Raw genomic sequence first — 18,406 nt, forward strand, 5'->3', positions numbered from 1 at the left:
GCCACATCAGAGGCATTTTTGCCTTTCATTCCGCACCGTCAGCCGATTCCCACCGCATCAGAGGCATTTTTGCCTCTCATTCCGGGCCGTCAGCCGATTCCCACCGCATTAGCCCACCGGCGCTTTCCCGCGCGGGGCCCCGGCGCTTTGCCGTTTCGCTCCGGCCTGGAAGCTGCTGAGCTCAGCCAACTGGCGGTACAGCTGCTTTTCCGCCTCACCGGCAAGGTCCGGAATAACAATTTCAATGTCGAACAGAATATCGCCATTGATCCCGCCGTCGCCCAGCAGGCCTTTGCCGGGCATCCGCAACGTCTTGCCGCTCTCCATTCCGGCCGGGATCTTCAATTTCACCGTGCTGCCATCAGGCAGGGGAACCTTGGCCTCTCCGCCCAGTACCGCTTGCCAAGGGGCAATCTGCACCTTGCCGTGCAAATGCTTCCCCTGCACCTCATAGATCTCATGCGGCAGAAGATGCAGAATAATCAGCAGATCTTCGTCCGGTCCGGCTCCGCCCGCCGCTCCTCCAGGCAGCTCCACCACTGTGCCCTCGGCAGACCGGGCCGGAATGTTCACCTTCACGTCCCGCCCGCCCGCTCGGACCGGGATATCGCCGCCTTTATAAGCCTGCTCCAGCGTAATGTTCAGTTCCGCCTGTACCCTGCTTCGGACATTGTCCCACGGATTACCCGGGCCCGGGCCCGCGCCCCCACTGCCCGAAAAAAAATCAAACCCCGCACGCTCCGCCGCTCCCCGGCTGCCAAAAAACATCCCGAACAGGTCATCCTCAGCGAATCCGCCGCCGCTTCCGAAGCCGCCGGTTGTATACGCTCCGCTCCGGCCCGAGCCAAAGGGCCCCTCCCAGGAAGCACCCGTGCCGGAAGCTGAACCTCCCGCAGACCTGCTTCCTGCCCCGTACCGCAATTCCTCGTCATAGCTCCTTTTTTTATCCTCATTGCTGAGTACTTCATAAGCTTCCGCAGCTTCCTTGAAGCGGTGTTCCGCCTCCGGCGCCTTATTGACATCAGGATGCCACTGTTTGGCCAGCTTCTGATAGGCCTTTTTAATCTCCTGTCTGGAGGCATTCTTAGGAACACCCAGCACCTCGTAGTAGCTTTTTGCTGCCATAGCTCTGCCTCCTTCCGTAACCCTTCAAGAATTCAGTATATTCCAACAAAAGACGCACTATAGCCGGAATCCCCACTACAATGCGCCTCTTATACTACTCTTATATTAAAAGCCGGTGATTGGTCTGTGGCTTCGGGGACCGGGAGGACCCATGGGCTGTACCGCTTATGCCCGTACTCCCGTTCACCCGTAATTCACCGGTCTTGAAAAGCACCCCATTGCCTCTGGCGCTTCTTTACTGAAGCTCACCGCCGGATGTGTTCCCGTCCTGAATCTCAATCCGCTTGCCTTGGATATGCTTGTGTTTAGGAACCTCCAGCGTCAGCAGACCATCCTTCAGCGAAGCGCGGATGCCTTCCTCCGAAATATCCTGTACATAGAATCTGCGCACATATTCACCGTAACGGCGTTCTCTGCGTACCAGCTGATGCTGGCTGTTCTCCTCGGTATTCTCTTCCTTGCGCACCGCTTTGATCGTCAAGTAGGGATTGGCATAGTCAATGTCGATTTCTTCTTTTTTGAAGCCGGGAAGCTCCGCTTCGATCAGGTAGGCCTGGTCGCTCTCACGCACGTCCGTGCGGAAAGATAACGTCGAGCTTTTCATCGGTGCAAAGAAATCATCACTAAACACTTCATTCAGGGACTTCGCCAGCATCCCAAAAGCATCATCTCTGCGTTTTCCAAAAGGAACCAAATCAAACATTTTCCATTCTCCTCTCGTGTACTTTGACTTTGTTTGACCTATGGCTTTATTATAGCCTTCTTCAGCAGGGGGCACAAAAGCGATTTAAGCGCATAAAAGGCCATATACTGGCATTTCCGCTCATTTTTCAGAACAAATTTTAGTCTTTTGATTAATTTGACCTTATTCGACCTTTACTTTACATATCGCGCTTTGTATTCGTCCTCCAGCATGCTCATCATAATGACATCATGGTATTCATGGTTGTAAAAAAGGGTATGGCGACGGACCCCCTCGCGCACAAATCCCAGCTTCTCATAGACATGTGCAGCACGGCTATTATATGCATATACTTCCAGCTCTATACGGTGCAGATTCAGGATGCCAAAGCCATAGTCCAGCATCAGAGGCAGCGCCTCCTGCCCATAACCCTTGCCCTGATGTTCCGGCTCATTGATTGCAACCCGCAGATTGGCCGTACGGTTATTGCGGTCCATATCCTGGATAGCGATATCGCCGATAACCTCCCCGTTTGCCCGCAGGGCAATCAACAGCAGCACTGATGTAACATCCCCCGCTTTGGCCTCAATATACCGGGCAATTTGCTCCTTCGTATAATGTTTCTGTGTACCCGTCAGTCTGCGCGTCTCTTCACTATAAAAGCTTTCGTACATCCACTCCGCATCATCCGCATTCACCGGGCGCAGAATCACCCGATCTCCTGTCAATAAAGCCGCTTGTCTACTCATAACTCTTCGCTCCTCTGTTTCTTTGATCATTCAATCCTAGTGAATAGCGGGATGGAAGTCCGCCAAATCCAACAAATCTACTATGTTCTCCGTTTTCTAACGGAGGTCATAAACCACACAGCGAAATAGGCTAATAATGCATACATGCTCCCCCACAATAACCATGCATCCAAATTTGTTGTAAATGTGTTCCAGTCGACCGTGATGTAGAGGAGAGGAAGTAAAAATGCTGCTGCTGGAGCCATTATTTTACTCCAACGAAGAGAAGCGACGATCACTCCTGCAATTAATGAGATCAGCGGACAATACAACAAAACCAACAGAAATGGACTTAACTCCAAAAAATGATAAATCATAATTGCACACCTCATCCATAATCAAAAATTAAAAAGGGGGGATTTGCTAATGATTGGGAGCAGTCACTCTACTTATGTAAATATTAACACTAGTGCAAACTCCTTGGGAGTCCTAAATTTCCAATTAAGTTAGAGACTTCCTATGAATGGCCTAGGGCGTGTTACACATGTGATTTCATTCACATTAATTAAGTAGAAAGAGCTGCCTTTTAAGAGGTGTTCAACCTTCTGGACAAAATCAGAATGGGTCACGCTGATCCTCTCATTGGGTTGGCGTCTTTTTTAAGCCAAATCTTTTCTTCAGCAGATGAACTACAAACACGAGCAACAGAGGAATTGTAAATCCGGTCAACTTCCAAATGGGGAGGATCACCGTGATGTGCTCGGTCAATCCTGTTTCGCTTCTTTGTAAGATAAAAGCACATATCATATTGATAAAAACCAGAGGAAGTATAAACACCTTCTCATCCTTTAACTTACATATACGTACAATTAATTGATTTAGTATGAAAAGTGTAATGCAGGCTTTCATGTAGGAACCTACGATTAATGCTATTCCAACAATGAATTCTACCCGCTGAATAATAGGTTGTACATTAATTATTCGTGCAACCTCTACCATTGAATACTTTCTATCCCCGGCTAAGGGTCCGAAAACAAGAATGGTTGATATGGTGACCGCAATCAATGTGATCACACTGATAATAAACGCAATTATCAGCTTTTTATGTAAACCCTGGGCCGGCCGGCGGACAAAAGGAAGGAGAAGGGCGAGCAAGACCGGTTCTGCGTGTGTGAAACCAAATGAAAGGTAGGCGCCATGCAATACAGGTTTGATTCCGTCAGGAAGAACAGGTAAAAGAAATTCGCTGTGATAATTAGGAAAGGACAACAACATTGTCAAGATGATGAACAGCATCACGACGAAGATTAGAATGGTAAACATTCTACTCATAACTTCTATCCCTGCACGTACAGTTATGGCTACTGTGGTGAAGATAAAGATATCGAATATGTATTGGGGAGTTTGCCTCATTAAAGAACTGTTAACATATTTACCTACTTCATGTACAATATCAGTGCTCATTTCAAACAAGAGCGAAATAAACGGAATAACAATAACAATAGCAAGCCAGGTTCCCAAAACAGCTTGGCTATATTCAATAAAAGATTGTCCGGGATATTCTTTATCCAAGTAAAGGACAAGCAGCAATTGTATCATGGCAACCGCGCTGGAGAGCAGCAGAGATATCCATACGCCGTTATGGGCGAATCCAATTAACGGACCAGGAAGGTTTACAATAACTGAGCCAGTCAAATAAACAAAAAACAACACGATCAATTGTTCTTGATTTATGATTTGTTTATTCATAAAGATCATGCTGCTCCTTTTCTAAGAATTTCTGTCTAAATACCCGACAATGCTACGACCCAAATCTTTATAAAGCCATGCTGCAATGTCATGAAGAATCGGCATTCCAAATTCCCCAACATACTCAATAACAAGATAAATAGAGACAATAACGGTCACTCCATAGGTGATCTTGTCCCGCAGTGCCATTTTCTTTATTCTGGCAAGATTATAGAACGTCATTAACAAATAACTCGAAATCACAACCACCATTTTTTCAGCCATCGTTCATGCTCCTTCACTACTTGTCCATAGAAAGCGGTTTTGGTACTGCTGTTCCGCTATTTTTTATTTCAACTTTTGTCTTAATATCGATTTGAATATCAGCGAAACGATCTTCCCAATTCCTCTCCCACCGTTTCCATAGGGCTGGATCTTGACGATAAATCCGGTCTCCTAATCCAATCAGGTCTAATTTCTTTTTTTTCATTAGGTTCAGAGTTTTTCTTAAAGATTGTTCAACTGTCCGAGCTGCGGCTTCAGCAAATTCCTTTTCATCTTCCGAAGTTTTTAATTTCGTGCACCTCATCTCTCCAATAGCTCCTGAAAACTGAACGAAGACTTGAAGTTTGACTACTTCACCTTCAATTTGCGGTTTTAGTTTGGAATGGAAGGATAATACTTCCAGGGAATTGTCGCTTGTCTCGCTCGAACTGCTTTGAGTTTCGCACGGAACGCGGATAATCCCACCTTTATAATCATTAAGCAACATATGTATCATTCGCGAATCCTGAGAAGAAACGGTCCCCTTCCATTTTCCTTTTTTTAAGACTGCTATTCCGTTAGCCACCAGCTCTTCCTCTTGTTCTCCACTTTTTGTGATGTAAGGAACTAACGAAATCCCCGTCTGGCTGCGAAGACCGAGGAAAAGCTCAAGTAATGAAGTGTCGGTCGTTTTGTAATTATGCCGATCGGAAAATTTTGTGATTTGCAATAACTGTTGACTTATTGTTTTTTCGATTAGAGGCTTCATTTCCAAATATTGTGATGCTTTCCCGTGGGTAATAAAAAACGAAGAACTAAGTCTAGCCTCATGATCCCGATAAAAGAATTCTAAAACCTCACCGATCGGATAGGTTTGTACTAACTGATCTTCTACAATGATAGCCTGCAAATGGCTCCATTGTGCTTTGCGTCCTGTATGAAGGATAATATCCCGAACCCCATCAAACATCGTTTTACCCTTAGTATGCACATTGATATAGGAAATATCTCCGCCTTGCTTTCCTTGTGAACCGCCGGAATGTACCGGCTTGTATACTTGCACGGTAAGATCAACCATTCCTTTATCTGCTTTGTCGATGGCAAGTCCTAAGATAAAGGACCGATCCGTAAGTTCTGCCTTGTCCCAGCAACCCGGCAACAATAGAACGCAGACCATCAGACAGCCGGCAAATGCGATTTTTCGCATAAATGAGCCTTCTTTCAAAAAATTTCCTTTTATTTTTTGGATTCGAGCAGCTTATTGCGCGGTGAACGAATTAAAATTTTTAACGGGGCACGAAGAAGTGTATCCAATAATTGTTTAGGTTGAAGAGGTGCTAAAGGGGCTAGATAAGGTTGCCCAAGGGATCTGAGACTTGTTAAATGCAGCAAGATCCAGAGAAAACCAATCATCAGACCGAATCCGCCCAGGAATGTGCTTAAAATCATGAGCGGTATCTTTATAATTCTTAAAGCGGTAGCCATGTTGTATTGAGGAATGGCAAAAGAAGCAATTCCGGTTAATGCAACGACCACGACCATCGTTGGAGAGGCAATACCTGCAGATATGGCTGCTTCACCAATCACGAGAGCGCCAACAATACTTATAGTGGCGCCAATCTGTCTTGGCAATCGCGCTCCGGCTTCACGAAGAAGTTCAAAGAAAAATTCCATGATGGCCGCTTCAATAAATGCAGGGAAAGGAATTCCTTCACGTGCATTCATGATGGCAAGTAAAAGAACGGTAGGAATCAATTCCGGATGAAAAGTCGTTAAAGCAATATATATGCTCGGCAAACTTAAAGCAATAAAAAATGCAAATATCCTCATAATACGAATCAGAGAAGCAATCATACTTCTTTGGTAATAATCTTCCGAGGATTGATGCATTTCTGTAAAAAGTCCCGGACATATTAAAATCGAACCTGTACCTTCGACAAGCACGATGATTTTACCATCCAACAAAGCGGCAGTAGCGGTATCCGGCCGTTCTGTATAGCGGTATTGAGGAAATGGGGAATAAGTAGAATCCTCAATCCACTCTTCAATAAAAGAGGTATCAAGAACATTAACTTTCTTCATTCCCGAAATTCGCTTTTTTAACTCAGCTAAGACTTCCAAGTTAACTGCATTTATCAAATAACCGATATTGACTTCAGTTTTGGTATCTACCCCAAGCGTAAACTTTTCTAATTTAAAATTAGGGGTTTTTAGCCGCTGCCGTAACAGACCGATATTCTTTTGTAAATTTTCAACGGTACTCTCACGCGGGCCATGAACTACGGATTCCGCAACCGGTTCGGTCACTTGCCTGGTTATCAGTGAAGCAACTTTGTAAGACAACGCTTGATCCCAACCATTAAAGAAAATAACAAGATGCCCTGTAACAATATCATCACTTGCTTCTTTTAAATCGTTTATTAGCATAGCAGATTCCGAGGAAACACCATGGTTGCTGAAAAAGCGGATTACATCTTCAGGAATGACAGAAATTGCAGGTCCTACTTCGTGGGGGACAAGGTCCTGAAGCGAGGTTTTCATATAATTTATTGTTTTACTTTCAAATAATGAATCGAAATAAACGGAAAATGCTGTGTGCCGGAGCTCCGGTCCAAAGCGCCATTGAAAAACGGATAAATCACCACAGTATTCAAAACGCGTTTCGAGCCACTTTAAATTAGACTCCAATACGGGTGTGATCGGTTGGGCATCCATTTCTGAACGGGTATCGGCAAAGCTCGTTGGGTTCATGTGGTAACCTCCGGAAGTAAGAACTTTGCCTTAATATTTTCAACTCAAATAAGATTTATTCATGCTTTTCGAAGTTATTTTGAATTCTGTCATATTTCGCCATAATCTCCTCAAGGGCCCGCTTCATCTCCTGTACCAGCTCCGGCGGTTCCTGCACCGTCGCTTCACTGCCGAGGACAATCACAAAACGTGCAAGGAACGGCAGTTCGACCTTTGCAACAGAACCTGCAAGCCAGCCGCTGCCATCCTCGCGGATATGCAGCTGGGGCGCTGTCCACAGCTCCGCCTCGCATCGTTGAACGCCAGTCTTTCCCAGCTGCACAAGGAGTGTTAGCTGCTCCCTTCTCTCAGGTTGCTCTGGCCGGGGGCCCCGGCCCCCCACTCCCTCTTGCCTCTGTTCCTGTCCCAACCCCGGCATAAACAACTCCCTGTTGCCCAAGTGGATATGGCGAAGATCCAGCGGCTCTATCCCGGAGGTATCATAGGCCGCCGATAACATCCGGTCACAGCGAAAGATCCGGAGATCTCCGCGTTGGAAGCAATAAGCCGGACAATACCACAGACCGCCATGGGCGTAGATGCCAATGGGCTGAATCAGCCTGCCGGCGGGCCGCTGCTCCTCTGCATCAGCTTTGGCATATTCAATCAGCAGCACTTTCTGCTGAACGGCGGCTTCAAGCAGCATGGACAGATGGGGAGACTCGGCTTGTCTTGTCGGGGTGACGAAATCCACCCGGTTCTTCATCTCATCAATCCGGTCCCTGACATCACCGGGCATGTAATGGTAGAACTTGTGCAGCGCGGATGAAGACGCCTCCTTAAAGGGAAGATCCGTATAATGGCGCAGTGCATGGTTGGCAAAAAATATAGCGACGGCCTCCTCCTCCGTGAACGCGATAGGCGGCAGAATCCGCTCATTGAGCACCTGATATCCGCCGTGAGGACCTACCTCGGAGTATAGCGGGACCCCCAGCTCACCCAGCTCCTGCAAATCCCTTAATATCGTCCGGGTAGATACCCCGAACTCATCGGCAAGCTCCTTGACAGTAAATTTGCGCTTCCGGTTGACGGTCATCATCAGTTCCAGAAGACGTTTCGATTTAGGCATTGGTTAGCGCTCCATTTTATTTTTTATTATATAAATTGAACTTGTAATTCTTCTATTTGGGTGAGCGTGACTACGGTGAATGTTTGGACTTCCGGCCGCTGTTGTCCACAGATTTCTTTATTTATACCGCTCTACACGGTTGAAATCTGTAGACAAAGGCGGTCGCTACCGCTCCTCCAGTTCCAAAATCCCCCTCCGTCACTGTTCCCATTTTCTTATTTTCAGGTTCAATTTATAATAGTGACAATAGTTGTCACCATTATAGGATAGAATAGGATTCAAGCACAACAGCCAGACTCAATTTAAACTTAAGGAGAGATTAGACATGACTGTACAATTGATTCCCTATCTTACGCTGAATGGAGAAGCACGCAACGCCATTGCTTTTTATGAACAGGCGATGGGTGCAAAGGTTCTGTCGGCACAGACTTTTGGAGAAGGACCCGCGAGCCCGGAGAAACCTATGGATGAGGTCGTAAAAGGCTGGATCGCACATGCTGTACTCAAGATCGGGGAGACCGTTATTTTTATAGCGGATGCCGAGCCGGGTCAGATACAAGCGGAAGGAACCCGGTTGACTCTCTGCATTACAACGGACGATGCACAGACTACACGGGTTTTCTATGAAAATTTGCAGGAGGGCGGCACCATCCTCCATCCCCTGGAGCAGACCTATTTCAGTCCGGCCTATGGCATGGTCACCGACAAGTTCGGTGTAACCTTCCAGGTCTTCACGAACAGACCCAATTAAGACCTCGTCCCTGCATCCCTGCAAGGCTGTCCCGAAGTTATGAAAATGGCTGACGGGCAGCTTTTTTCTTTTTTTTACAGCGCAATTAGAGAAATATTGACCGTTGTATGATTAAGGTTTATCATTGTAACTGTGAACCTATTATTCTATTTTATGGAATATTGAAGGGTGGTGTTAACTTGGAGCCTACAGTCACAATTCGTGATCATTTAGCGGCCTATCTGGCGAAACAGGGGATGTCGATTAATCAGTTTGCAATCCTGTCCGGTATTAATTCGGGAACACTCAGCCGAATTATCAATGGCAACCAGCCGATAGCTATGGGCCATCTCGAACAGATCACCAGGGGAATGGGCCTTGCGGAAGACTATTTTTATAATCTGTATGTCGATGAGTGTTTTTTTCACTCTGCACCCACATGGCGGCGGCTGCGGCCATTTATTGTGCGCGCTGCAGCCGCCGGGCGTCTGGATTGCATTGAGCGAATCGTTGGAATCCTGCTGGACAATCTCGCTTATGCCCCCATGCTGTTTGAGGTGGCAGAAGAATTGTACCAGCAAGGGAACAAGGGCGCAGCCGCATTATTATATGAAAATGTGAGTGCCAGCGAGCGCTACCAGCATTCCGAACGGCTGGCAGTCTGCCAATACCGTTTGTTCCTGATTGCCTTGGGTGACGATCAGAATGTCAATATGCGGGCTGCCAATCAATTTGAAGCATATCTGGACCGACTGGATGAAGCCGATCAGTTGGATGCATTGAAACATTTGGCTGATCTATATAGTTCATTGCATCAATGGAGTAAAGTGAATGAACTGGCTAAAGAATTGTACCGGCGTGCTTCAATTCAATATAACCTTAGGTACCGTTCGGAATACAAATCCAGCAGGGGGAAGATGCCTGCGAGACCACTCTGTTATTATATTTTATACTCGCACCTTCTCCGTTCGGTTGTGTACGAAGGGGCAGGGGACTATGTACAGGCATTGGAGATTGTGTCACTCTACGCAGATGAAAGCTGGATCCGGGAAGACACCGAGGAAGTGAAGCGTACAGTTAAGCAGTTCCAGGAATGGGCCACCGCCAACACCTATTTATACCGCATGATGGCGGGTCAGCAAGAAGTCCTGCCTGAATATGTCGAATATATCTCAACCCAACCGAATGAAATATTCACCGCTCTCTACAAAATTATTCAATCAGCCAACCAATATTACTGGAATGTGGATCATATTCTGGAGCGTTTCTCTACATACATTCCCTACCGGATACACCGCACGGAGTTCGGCGATTATAATCAGCAGATTATGGCCGACCAACATGCCAGATTCCTTGCCGAGCTGGCAACCTATTACTTACATAACAACCGATGTGGTGGCATAGATTTCATTCTTCAAAGTTTGGAATTCTCCGCTAAAATTAATAATGAGAGTATTGTTATTCAATGTGTGGATTTATTTGAACAATACCGCTATGCAGCAGGGGAAGAAGAGCAGAAGAAATACAAACTTCTTATCAGGGAGGTGCAGAGTTACAATGAAAAAAGGACGTATAAAGTCACTAGTTTTTGTTAGTCTGGCTCTATTAATTATTCTTCCAGCCGGAATTATTGGGAGCACCGATCTTCAATTGTTAATTCAACTCATGGGGCATGGATTAGGAGGCTAAATATAAGGTTCTATCCAGCTATAATCTGAAGGTTATCGTCTCAGGGAGATTTTTAGAATAAAATGTAAAAACGCTCCGGTTAAACCGAGAGCGTCTTTTTATGGAAGCTAAACCCTGAAATTTTATAATGTGCCAAGTCCAATGCTCTATATTTTTACATTAATGTCTAAAATATTACACAAGGAGGCGAATCCAACATGGACAGTCCGGTACCGACCCGAATTCGCATTGAAAGAGCACGATATAAGCTTCACCAAATGCAGATGCAGTATGGCAGCTTCAATCATCCCAAGGTACTTCGGCAATCTGTAGCGTTGGATGAGCTGCTGAACCAATATAATCTCTCCTATCAACAAGAACAAGAAAGGCACACTGGTGCCAGGCTGCGCACAATCTGATAGAGTCATGTCAAAGTGGCGGGAACGGACCGAGGCGCGCTTATGTTCAAAGAATATACGATTTCCCCATGCTTACGGACTCCGTTGCACCTATTCACGGAAATCCACTCCATTTACGCCTTACGGAGAGGTAATAAGAGCCCTAGGGTCCGTAAGTTCGGCTGAATGCGCCATATATAGAATATAAGGGCTGTAGGGTCCGCAGGTGTTCTGGAGGCGTTCCATTTCGGGCTTGAGCATGGCACGATATCCATTCTTTATTTCGGTCAAGTCCCCTTCTGTAATGGGGCATGAGTGGGTGGAATGGCTTTCGTACGGCTTAATACAAGGTCCGCCACAAATAAAATGTGGCATAGGCTTCCCAGCCCCGCCAGCCCGCAGACAGCTGCACAAGCTCTGCCGGAGTTGGCTTTTTGTCCATTCCCGTCAGTACCTTCACGGCATTTTGCAGCCCGACATCCCCTACCGGAAAAGAAGAGGGGTCGCGCAGGCATCTCATCCGCACATACTGTGCCGTCCAGGGCCCAATGCCGCGAATGGCCACGAGCTCCTTCTCCGCAGCTTCAGGGGACGGCAAGGACAGCAGGGCCTCCCGGCTCAGCTCACCGCGGGCCAGCAAAGCGGCAACCTCAAGAATCGTGCGGGCCTTGCTGCGGGTCAGTTGAAGGGTGCATAGCTCCTCCACAGATACGTCCAGCAAATCTTCCGGACGGGCAAAACAATAATACGTATGCCCCTCCCACTCCAAAGACCTCCCGTATTCCGCAGTTAACCGCTGCTTAAGCCGGTAAGCAAACGCCAGGTTGACCTGCTGCCCCAGAATCGCCCAGCTTAACGCTTCAAAGAGGTCCGGTATCCCTACAATCCGCAAACCATGGAAGCGTTCGGCGAGCGGCCCCAAAAGCGGATCTGCGGCTGCCAAGGTATAAAAGGGCGCAAGGTCACGATCCAGATCAAACCACTCCATAATATAGCGGGCCAGCCACTCCTGCTGCTGTGCACCGGGCAGCTCGCCGTACAGCAGCCTTACTTCCATACTGTCTCCGTCCGGGGCCGTCACCCGGATCAAAACCGGTGAACCCTCCAGTACAAACAGCCGCGTCACCCCCGCAGCGTCAGCCTGATGCAGACATTCCAGTGTAGAACGCTGCATATACTCCAAGCACAAATTGAAGTCAAACAGCGCGGGCAGCGGCAGTCTAAAAAGCAAAACGCTCATGTCCCACCGCCTTTACATTTCCTATCCCCTCCAGCTCCAGCAGCTCCTGCTTAAGCTTCAGGCCGCCCCGGTAGCCGGTTAAGGTGCCATTGGCGCCAATGATCCGGTGGCAGGGCAGAATAACGGGCAGCGGATTCTGCCCGTTGGCCGTGCCTACAGCACGTACCGCCTGCGGTCTGCCTATTAATATCGCCAGCTCCTTGTAAGTAGTCACCTCTCCATGCGGAATCGCAGCCAATCCGTTCCATACCTCCTGTTGAAAAGGGGTTCCCCACAGGTCGAGAAGGATGCTCCCAAAACTAACCTTGTCTCCTCTAAAATATTCTTCCAGCAGTCTGACAGCGCCCAGCTCAATAAATATCTGCTCTCCTTCTATAAGCCGATACGAACCGGCGTACCGGTTCAGCCAGGCAGCCAGAGCCGGCTCTTCAGGCTGGACCTGTCCATAGGATACGCGGATCAGCCCCTTGCCACTGGCCCACAGCGTCCACAGTCTATTCCCCAGCTTCAGGGTGTGATGGTATATGTTCTGCGTCATTCTTATTCCCTCCCTCGCATACTATCCGGTATTCTGTCGGTGCAAGACCTGCTTTCCGCTGAAACCATGCTGCAAAATGCGACGGCCCCCGCAGGCCGACCGCCTTTCCGATGTCGGCAACCGTAAGCCCGCTGTCTTTCAGCAGTTCCCTGGCTTTATTCAGCCGTATCTGGTCAAGCCTGGCTGCAGGAGATTGTCCGGTTATCCGTTTATAGGTTCTTTGCAGATGGAATGGACTTACCCCCAGCGGTTCAGCCAATGACTGAAGCGTCAGCCGCTCGGCGAAGCGGGCCTCGAGCATCGTATCCGCCTGTGCAGCCAGTACCGCATCGGGGCCCAGACGGCCGCCTGCGTCCGGCCTGCATCTTTTACAGGGACGGAAGCCTGCATGTACAGCCTCTTCCAAAGAGGTATAAAACGTTACATTACTGGCCTTCGGCGTCCTTGCCCTGCAGGAGGGGCGGCAGACAATTCGGGTGGTCCGCACGCCTGTATAATAAACGCCGTCATAGGTGGGATCACGCCGGACTACCGATTGGTAGACCTCATCAAACATCAACGGATTCATATATAATCACCTCATACCGCCAGTATAAGCGATTTTGCTGGCCATATGCAGCCCAAGGGAATAAGAACGCAAGATTACGACAGAGGGTGCTGCGTTTTCAATCCCGAGTCTTAATGGAGTTTATAATCCTGCCACACACAAAAAAGCGCAGGTCTCCGCTCATTCGGAGACCTGCACTCAGCAGCAGCTTGCGGTGTTATTACACCGCTGCCTTTTTCGCCTTTATATCCACAGACTCTGCGGCTTGCGGGTTCTTCTTTTTCATATAGTCCGAGTAATAGGCCGTTATGACCGGCACCAGGATCGAAGTCACAATGACAGAGGCAGCAACCAGAGCGGTCGCGGCTTCGGCGGCAGGCAGGAACTCCGGCTTCATGTTAGCCACCAGCATAGGGTTCGCAACCGCTGCACCGGCGGTACTGGAAGCGGCCAGTCCGGCGGTACCATTGCCGCGGCCAATGAATTTATCAGCAAGAATAAGCGGAATACCTGTTACCACGATAACAACTACACCCAAGAGAATGCCCAGCAGACCGGTATCCACAATGACACCCAAATCGATGGAGCTTCCGAGTGCAAATCCAAAGAAAGGAATCAGTGTCTGGGTAGCTTTGCCAAAATAATCACGAAGATCATGATCCAGGTTGCCCAGAAGGAAGCCGATCAGGAATGGAAGCACGGCACCGACAAACAGATGTGGTTCAAACACAGCAACTCCGGTGCTGCCCAGGATCAGCATCGTAACAAGCGGTCCGGACTCCAGCGACATCAGCACAAACGCACCGGACTCTTCTTTGGTGCCGTATTGCTGCATGATGGAAGCGTACAAACCGCCGTTGGTCATATCCATCGCGGAGATCAGGGCCAGAACGGACAGGCCGGCGAAGAATCCGGATTGAACCCCGCCCTCCGGCAGGAACTGGATGGCAATCATGGCCACAACCCAGGCCACGGCGATTTTGGTCAACACCAATGTGCCCGATTTCCGCAGTACAGTCCCTGTTGCACGGACATCAATAGCTGCCCCCATACAGAAGAACCAGACCGCCAGAATAGGCACGGTTCCCGTCATCAGCCCCTTGGTGAAGCCGCCGAAGTATTCTCCTGCACCCGGGAAAGCGGTGTGTATAATGGCTCCAAGAAACAACGGCACCAGCATCATCCCGCCGGGGATTTTATCCAACGTTTTTTTGATTTTCATGAGATTATCATACCTTTCGTATTAACATATGAGGCGATAGTTTGTGAAAAAAGGCGCAAGCAATCCGTCCCCAGAGTCCCCGCTTTTGCCATAGAGTACCTACAGCAAGCGGCTCACTCAGGAGATTGTTTAATTGATGGCGTTTACATATCATTTACGGCTAAGACCCAGCTCCGGGATCATTCCTGCGAACAAATCATGGCTTTCTTTCAGCTGCTGCCCGAATGCCTGGCCGTCTGTGACTCTAAGTCCCAGGCCGCCGAGCTGCATATATTCCCTAAACTCTTTATCCTCGGTACCCTTTATAAAAGCTCCGGCCAGCAGCTGTGCAATATCATCCGGCGTATCCTTGGGTACTGCGAGCCCTCTCCAGGTGCCCGTGAAGTTGATATGAATGCCGGTCTGCTCTTCCAGTGTCGGCACACCGGGCAGCGCCGCTGAGCGTTCATTTGCGTTAATGGCCAGTGTGCGCAGCTTGCCTTCATCCACGTATTTCTTCACTTCAGCCGGACTTACCGGCACCGCATCGACGAATCCGTCCATCAAGGCCGAGACTGCAGGTCCGGCTCCCTCAAAAGGAATATGGGCGAACTCCACTCCTGTTTCCCGCTCCAGGGTCACGGCAGCCAAATGCCAGATGCTCCCCGTGCCCGCATTCCCCATTTTCACTTCACTTGGATGCGCTTTCGCGAAATCCAGAAATTCATTTACGGTCTGCCATGGGGCTTCGGCTCTTACCGTAATGGCCGAGGGATCAAAATTCGTCTGTGCAATGGGTTTGAACTTCTCATAGGTAATCGGCAGCAAGCCCAAATGCGGAAGTGTGGTCAGCTCTGCCGGGAGAAAAGTAACTGTGTACCCATCCCCTTTGGCATTTGCCCCCTCCATCAGTCCCACGGAACCGCCGCCGCCCGTCCGGTTGACCACCACGATCGGCTGACTCAGATAGTTCTCCGTGGCCTTGGCCAGCGCCCGGGCCGTCGTATCCGTACCGCCTCCGGCAGCATAAGGTACGATCAGCGTGATCGGCTTTCTGGGGAACTCCGCACTATCCTTCTTCCGCTTCGAATCATCGCCGGACATTTGATAGCTCAGCAGAACAAGCAGAATTACCGTCAATCCGGCTGCCGTCCAAATCCCCAATCTGGTTGTTCTTTTCATAAAGACATCCCTCTCCCTAATCTACGAGACCCGAGCCGCTGACCGAAACCATTCCTGTCCGCACTCGCTGCTTCACCTCCACTTGTATTCAGCCCCGGCTTTCGTCTGCAACAAAGCTGTTGGCTGTCTTCTCAAGTAGGAGCGTACCGCATGCAGAGCGTGCCGAACAATCGGATAATCTTATTCCGAGTCTTCAAAAACGCCGGAATGGCGCGGTTTTGGCGGATCTGCATATTCATTGGAATATTTGCTGCTCTCCCGGAACTTTCCCGGGGTAACCGATTTGTTTTTGCGGAAGGTGCGGATGAAGCTGTTCTCATTCTGGTATCCGACAAGCAGCGCAATCTCGGCGATCTTAAGGGTGCTGTTCTGCAGCAATTCGCAAGCCTGATCGATTCTCAGATGGGTGAGATAGTCATATACGGTTGTTCCGGTCTCCTCTTTGAACATATTGCTTACAGAGGAAACCCCCATATTCACATGAGACGCCACATCCTGCAGACCGATATTCTCCTGCAAATGCTCTTCCATGTAAAGGATCATAGACTGCACCAGCCTGTACTCCTTGGTCTGCCGGTGCTCGCCAAGCTGGGCTGACATAGGGATGACAATCCGGCACAGCATCTCTTCAATTTCTGCAAGCTCCATCGTTGTAACCTGATGCCGCGTGTAATCCGCCAGCTCGCTTGGAAGGGTATAGCTGCCTGCTGCAGCAATGCCCAGAATCTCCTCCAGCAGATCATCTACAATACGAAGAACCTTATGCGGCCCTGCGTTTTTTTTGCGGGCATCCGCAGCCCAGCGGTGTATCCAATCCACAGCGGCATCTTTGTCCGGTATTTTGAGCGCATCCAGCACTTCAGCTTTCCAGAAATCGTCGGCAGCCCCCGTATGCTCCTCGGCCGGAACCTCCATCGACGCATAGTCATGGATGCCGCCATAGCCCTTATACAGCCGGTAAGACAAAGCCAGCCGGGCTTCCGAATAGGAACGGGCCACTTGCAGCATGCTGCCAGCCGTTTGTCCAATTCCGATCGATACAGATATATTCAAGACTTCCCCGAGCCTGGTAACCAGCTTCCCCGCACTTTCCGGGAGATCCGCCTCCTGCTGCTCCTTCGATTGCAGCAGCACAACCACACTATCCTTCTGGGAAGGGGCGGTTACGGTCCGCCAGGAGGGTTCGAAATATTCGGCCACCATATTGTTGATCGCATATTTAAGCAGCATCTGGTCCTCTTCCATGTAGGCCCTGGCCCACTGCGAATGGCGGTCGATGGACACCACCAAGGTCTCAAAGGGCCCATCTGCCCAGCCCTCAAAGTAATGTTCCCATTTCGTCCGCATCTCCTGGGTCCCGATGCTTTTGGTAGTCAGATCCTGGACCCATTTGGAACGCAGCTCCGGCAGACTCCAGGCCGCCACACGCGAACGGTTCTGGAAATCACCGACCAGCTTGCCGATTACCGGCTCCAGATCATAAAGATTGCCTTGGCCGGTAGCCTTCGGGTCCGGGCTAAGCAGCTTGTTAATCCGTTTAAGCGGCCGGAAAGCGGCATAATTGTAATAATAAATGGCCGACAAGCCGACAAGTATGGAGATCAGCGACAGCATGAGCATCATGTTGCGGGCCAGCTCCACATTCTTCAGGAGCTGTTCCATCGGAACCAGTGAAATCAGGCGCCAGCCCGTCACATTCGAGAAGGTCTGATTGGCCATATAAGGCTGCCCCTCGATTTTGACATGTGCAAACGGGCTTACCTCAAGGGTATCCAGAACCCCTTTCATTTCAGCGAGGGGAAACGGCAGATTCAGCTTGGGATAGATCAGCTCACCTTCCAGGTTGTATACAAACTGATAGCTGGACAAATGGGTATACATTTTGGAGAACAGCCAGTCGTAATCCAGATCAATCAGAACAGCACCGGCAACCTCCCCGTCCTGGACGACCGGTCTTGCCAATGAGAGCAGCTGTGTCCCATTCAGCTTCGGATCGCTGCCCAGGTACTCTCTTCTTTTGATCAGCAGCGGCTTGTTCTTGATTTCCCCAATCCATGCGCTCCAGGCAGATTCGGGCGCATCCTCCCAGGCAGCGCTATATCCGGCACTGCTGGTGAGGACGGAGTGATCCTGAAATTTGACCACACTGATGGAATGAATATCCGGCTCCGTAGCCAGGGTACGCAGATAGTTCTGGGCTTCGGCAGCCGCTGCGGCATTGTTGGCCGCAGGCCCTTCCACATATTTGAGTATGGCTGGATGAAACGAAAGATCCACGGCTTTGTTATCCGACTCCCTGAACGCCCGGTTGGTGACATCCAGATTGATTTGCAGCAGCTCAACATTGGGGGTGTTCAGCTCCGTATCGAGCGCATCCCGGTATTCACCGTAGGAAAACAGGCCAATCAGGGTTATGAACAGGGACACCGTCACCGTTAACATCAGGATCAGTCTGGTTTGTTTATTGTGAAGTAAATATTTTAATTTAAGTCGCAGCATGGGTGTAGCTTCATCCT

At 49.2% G+C, this 18,406-nt stretch carries 18 protein-coding genes; 3 read left to right on the plus strand and 15 right to left on the minus strand.

What is annotated here, in order from left to right; all coding sequences use genetic code 11:
• Nucleotides 1–108: 108 nt before the first annotated feature.
• The 9 genes from IEY53_RS35850 to IEY53_RS04530 form a co-directional block, all read right to left on the minus strand.
• The gene (locus IEY53_RS35850) at nt 109–1,125 is read right to left on the minus strand and encodes a DnaJ C-terminal domain-containing protein (RefSeq protein ID WP_189022404.1); all 1,017 of its coding nucleotides are present in this window, start codon (nt 1,123–1,125) and stop codon (nt 109–111) included.
• Between the two features lie 235 nt (nt 1,126–1,360).
• Nucleotides 1,361–1,828 carry an Hsp20/alpha crystallin family protein gene (locus IEY53_RS04500; protein ID WP_189022405.1) on the minus strand — a complete coding sequence of 156 codons (468 nt, stop codon included), beginning with the start codon at nt 1,826–1,828 and terminating at the stop codon, nt 1,361–1,363.
• A gap of 173 nt (nt 1,829–2,001) precedes the next feature.
• Nucleotides 2,002–2,556, minus strand: a complete 555-nt coding sequence (locus IEY53_RS04505) for a GNAT family N-acetyltransferase (protein WP_189022406.1) — start codon at nt 2,554–2,556, stop codon at nt 2,002–2,004.
• A gap of 80 nt (nt 2,557–2,636) precedes the next feature.
• Nucleotides 2,637–2,927 carry a DUF2651 family protein gene (locus tag IEY53_RS36360; protein WP_505819744.1) on the minus strand — a complete coding sequence of 97 codons (291 nt, stop codon included), beginning with the start codon at nt 2,925–2,927 and terminating at the stop codon, nt 2,637–2,639.
• A gap of 247 nt (nt 2,928–3,174) precedes the next feature.
• Nucleotides 3,175–4,284, minus strand: a complete 1,110-nt coding sequence (locus tag IEY53_RS04510; RefSeq protein WP_189022407.1) for a GerAB/ArcD/ProY family transporter — start codon at nt 4,282–4,284, stop codon at nt 3,175–3,177.
• Nucleotides 4,285–4,305: 21 nt separating this feature from the next.
• A complete protein-coding gene (locus IEY53_RS04515) occupies nt 4,306–4,548 on the minus strand; it encodes a hypothetical protein (RefSeq protein WP_189022408.1) in 243 nt (80 codons plus the stop codon).
• A gap of 16 nt (nt 4,549–4,564) precedes the next feature.
• Nucleotides 4,565–5,734, minus strand: a complete 1,170-nt coding sequence (locus IEY53_RS04520; RefSeq protein WP_189022409.1) for a Ger(x)C family spore germination protein — start codon at nt 5,732–5,734, stop codon at nt 4,565–4,567.
• 29 nt (nt 5,735–5,763) lie between these two features.
• Nucleotides 5,764–7,278, minus strand: coding sequence for a spore germination protein (locus tag IEY53_RS04525; RefSeq protein WP_189022410.1), 1,515 nt, complete (start codon nt 7,276–7,278; stop codon nt 5,764–5,766).
• 55 nt (nt 7,279–7,333) lie between these two features.
• Entirely contained in the window at nt 7,334–8,386 is a 1,053-nt protein-coding gene (locus IEY53_RS04530; RefSeq protein WP_189022411.1) for a helix-turn-helix transcriptional regulator, read from the minus strand.
• Between the two features lie 325 nt (nt 8,387–8,711).
• Here IEY53_RS04530 and IEY53_RS04535 point away from each other — a divergent pair, with 325 nt between their 5' ends.
• The 3 genes from IEY53_RS04535 to IEY53_RS04545 all read left to right on the plus strand — a co-directional run bounded on the left by IEY53_RS04535 (nt 8,712) and on the right by IEY53_RS04545 (nt 11,203).
• Nucleotides 8,712–9,137, plus strand: a complete 426-nt coding sequence (locus IEY53_RS04535) for a VOC family protein (protein ID WP_189022412.1) — start codon at nt 8,712–8,714, stop codon at nt 9,135–9,137.
• Between the two features lie 179 nt (nt 9,138–9,316).
• The gene (locus IEY53_RS04540; RefSeq protein WP_229695982.1) at nt 9,317–10,711 is read left to right on the plus strand and encodes a helix-turn-helix domain-containing protein; all 1,395 of its coding nucleotides are present in this window, start codon (nt 9,317–9,319) and stop codon (nt 10,709–10,711) included.
• Between the two features lie 291 nt (nt 10,712–11,002).
• Complete coding sequence (locus IEY53_RS04545; protein WP_189022413.1) at nt 11,003–11,203, plus strand: aspartyl-phosphate phosphatase Spo0E family protein; 201 nt, start codon at nt 11,003–11,005, stop codon at nt 11,201–11,203.
• Nucleotides 11,204–11,522: 319 nt separating this feature from the next.
• Here IEY53_RS04545 and IEY53_RS04550 read toward each other — a convergent pair whose 3' ends face one another.
• The 6 genes from IEY53_RS04550 to IEY53_RS04575 form a co-directional block, all read right to left on the minus strand.
• A complete protein-coding gene (locus IEY53_RS04550) occupies nt 11,523–12,422 on the minus strand; it encodes a DNA-3-methyladenine glycosylase family protein (RefSeq protein ID WP_189022414.1) in 900 nt (299 codons plus the stop codon).
• Complete coding sequence (locus IEY53_RS04555; protein ID WP_189022415.1) at nt 12,403–12,960, minus strand: methylated-DNA--[protein]-cysteine S-methyltransferase; 558 nt, start codon at nt 12,958–12,960, stop codon at nt 12,403–12,405. The genes IEY53_RS04550 and IEY53_RS04555 overlap by 20 nt, the downstream gene beginning before the upstream one ends.
• Nucleotides 12,917–13,528 carry a bifunctional transcriptional activator/DNA repair enzyme AdaA gene (locus IEY53_RS04560; protein WP_189022416.1) on the minus strand — a complete coding sequence of 204 codons (612 nt, stop codon included), beginning with the start codon at nt 13,526–13,528 and terminating at the stop codon, nt 12,917–12,919. The genes IEY53_RS04555 and IEY53_RS04560 overlap by 44 nt, the downstream gene beginning before the upstream one ends.
• A 199-nt stretch (nt 13,529–13,727) precedes the next feature.
• The gene (gene kdgT / locus IEY53_RS04565; RefSeq protein WP_189022417.1) at nt 13,728–14,729 is read right to left on the minus strand and encodes a 2-keto-3-deoxygluconate transporter; all 1,002 of its coding nucleotides are present in this window, start codon (nt 14,727–14,729) and stop codon (nt 13,728–13,730) included.
• 150 nt (nt 14,730–14,879) lie between these two features.
• A complete protein-coding gene (locus tag IEY53_RS04570) occupies nt 14,880–15,890 on the minus strand; it encodes a tripartite tricarboxylate transporter substrate binding protein (protein ID WP_189022418.1) in 1,011 nt (336 codons plus the stop codon).
• 180 nt (nt 15,891–16,070) lie between these two features.
• The gene (locus tag IEY53_RS04575; RefSeq protein ID WP_189022419.1) at nt 16,071–18,389 is read right to left on the minus strand and encodes a helix-turn-helix domain-containing protein; all 2,319 of its coding nucleotides are present in this window, start codon (nt 18,387–18,389) and stop codon (nt 16,071–16,073) included.
• Nucleotides 18,390–18,406 lie beyond the last annotated feature (17 nt).

It is taken from the genome of Paenibacillus albidus, assembly GCF_014644435.1.
Taxonomy (GTDB): Bacteria; Bacillota; Bacilli; order Paenibacillales; family Paenibacillaceae; genus Paenibacillus_AQ; species Paenibacillus_AQ albidus.

Coding starts and splice junctions, on each gene's coding strand:
- IEY53_RS04515 (WP_189022408.1), bottom strand. CDS start 4,548: ATGGCTGAAAAAATGGTGGTTGTGATTTCGAGTTATTTGTTAATGACG.
- IEY53_RS04510 (WP_189022407.1), bottom strand. CDS start 4,284: ATGAATAAACAAATCATAAATCAAGAACAATTGATCGTGTTGTTTTTT.
- IEY53_RS35850 (WP_189022404.1), bottom strand. CDS start 1,125: ATGGCAGCAAAAAGCTACTACGAGGTGCTGGGTGTTCCTAAGAATGCC.
- IEY53_RS04535 (WP_189022412.1), top strand. CDS start 8,712: ATGACTGTACAATTGATTCCCTATCTTACGCTGAATGGAGAAGCACGC.
- IEY53_RS04550 (WP_189022414.1), bottom strand. CDS start 12,422: ATGAGCGTTTTGCTTTTTAGACTGCCGCTGCCCGCGCTGTTTGACTTC.
- IEY53_RS04555 (WP_189022415.1), bottom strand. CDS start 12,960: ATGACGCAGAACATATACCATCACACCCTGAAGCTGGGGAATAGACTG.
- IEY53_RS04560 (WP_189022416.1), bottom strand. CDS start 13,528: ATGAATCCGTTGATGTTTGATGAGGTCTACCAATCGGTAGTCCGGCGT.
- kdgT (WP_189022417.1), bottom strand. CDS start 14,729: ATGAAAATCAAAAAAACGTTGGATAAAATCCCCGGCGGGATGATGCTG.
- IEY53_RS04530 (WP_189022411.1), bottom strand. CDS start 8,386: ATGCCTAAATCGAAACGTCTTCTGGAACTGATGATGACCGTCAACCGG.
- IEY53_RS04520 (WP_189022409.1), bottom strand. CDS start 5,734: ATGCGAAAAATCGCATTTGCCGGCTGTCTGATGGTCTGCGTTCTATTG.
- IEY53_RS36360 (WP_505819744.1), bottom strand. CDS start 2,927: ATGAGGTGTGCAATTATGATTTATCATTTTTTGGAGTTAAGTCCATTT.
- IEY53_RS04545 (WP_189022413.1), top strand. CDS start 11,003: ATGGACAGTCCGGTACCGACCCGAATTCGCATTGAAAGAGCACGATAT.
- IEY53_RS04525 (WP_189022410.1), bottom strand. CDS start 7,278: ATGAACCCAACGAGCTTTGCCGATACCCGTTCAGAAATGGATGCCCAA.
- IEY53_RS04500 (WP_189022405.1), bottom strand. CDS start 1,828: ATGTTTGATTTGGTTCCTTTTGGAAAACGCAGAGATGATGCTTTTGGG.
- IEY53_RS04505 (WP_189022406.1), bottom strand. CDS start 2,556: ATGAGTAGACAAGCGGCTTTATTGACAGGAGATCGGGTGATTCTGCGC.
- IEY53_RS04570 (WP_189022418.1), bottom strand. CDS start 15,890: ATGAAAAGAACAACCAGATTGGGGATTTGGACGGCAGCCGGATTGACG.
- IEY53_RS04575 (WP_189022419.1), bottom strand. CDS start 18,389: ATGCTGCGACTTAAATTAAAATATTTACTTCACAATAAACAAACCAGA.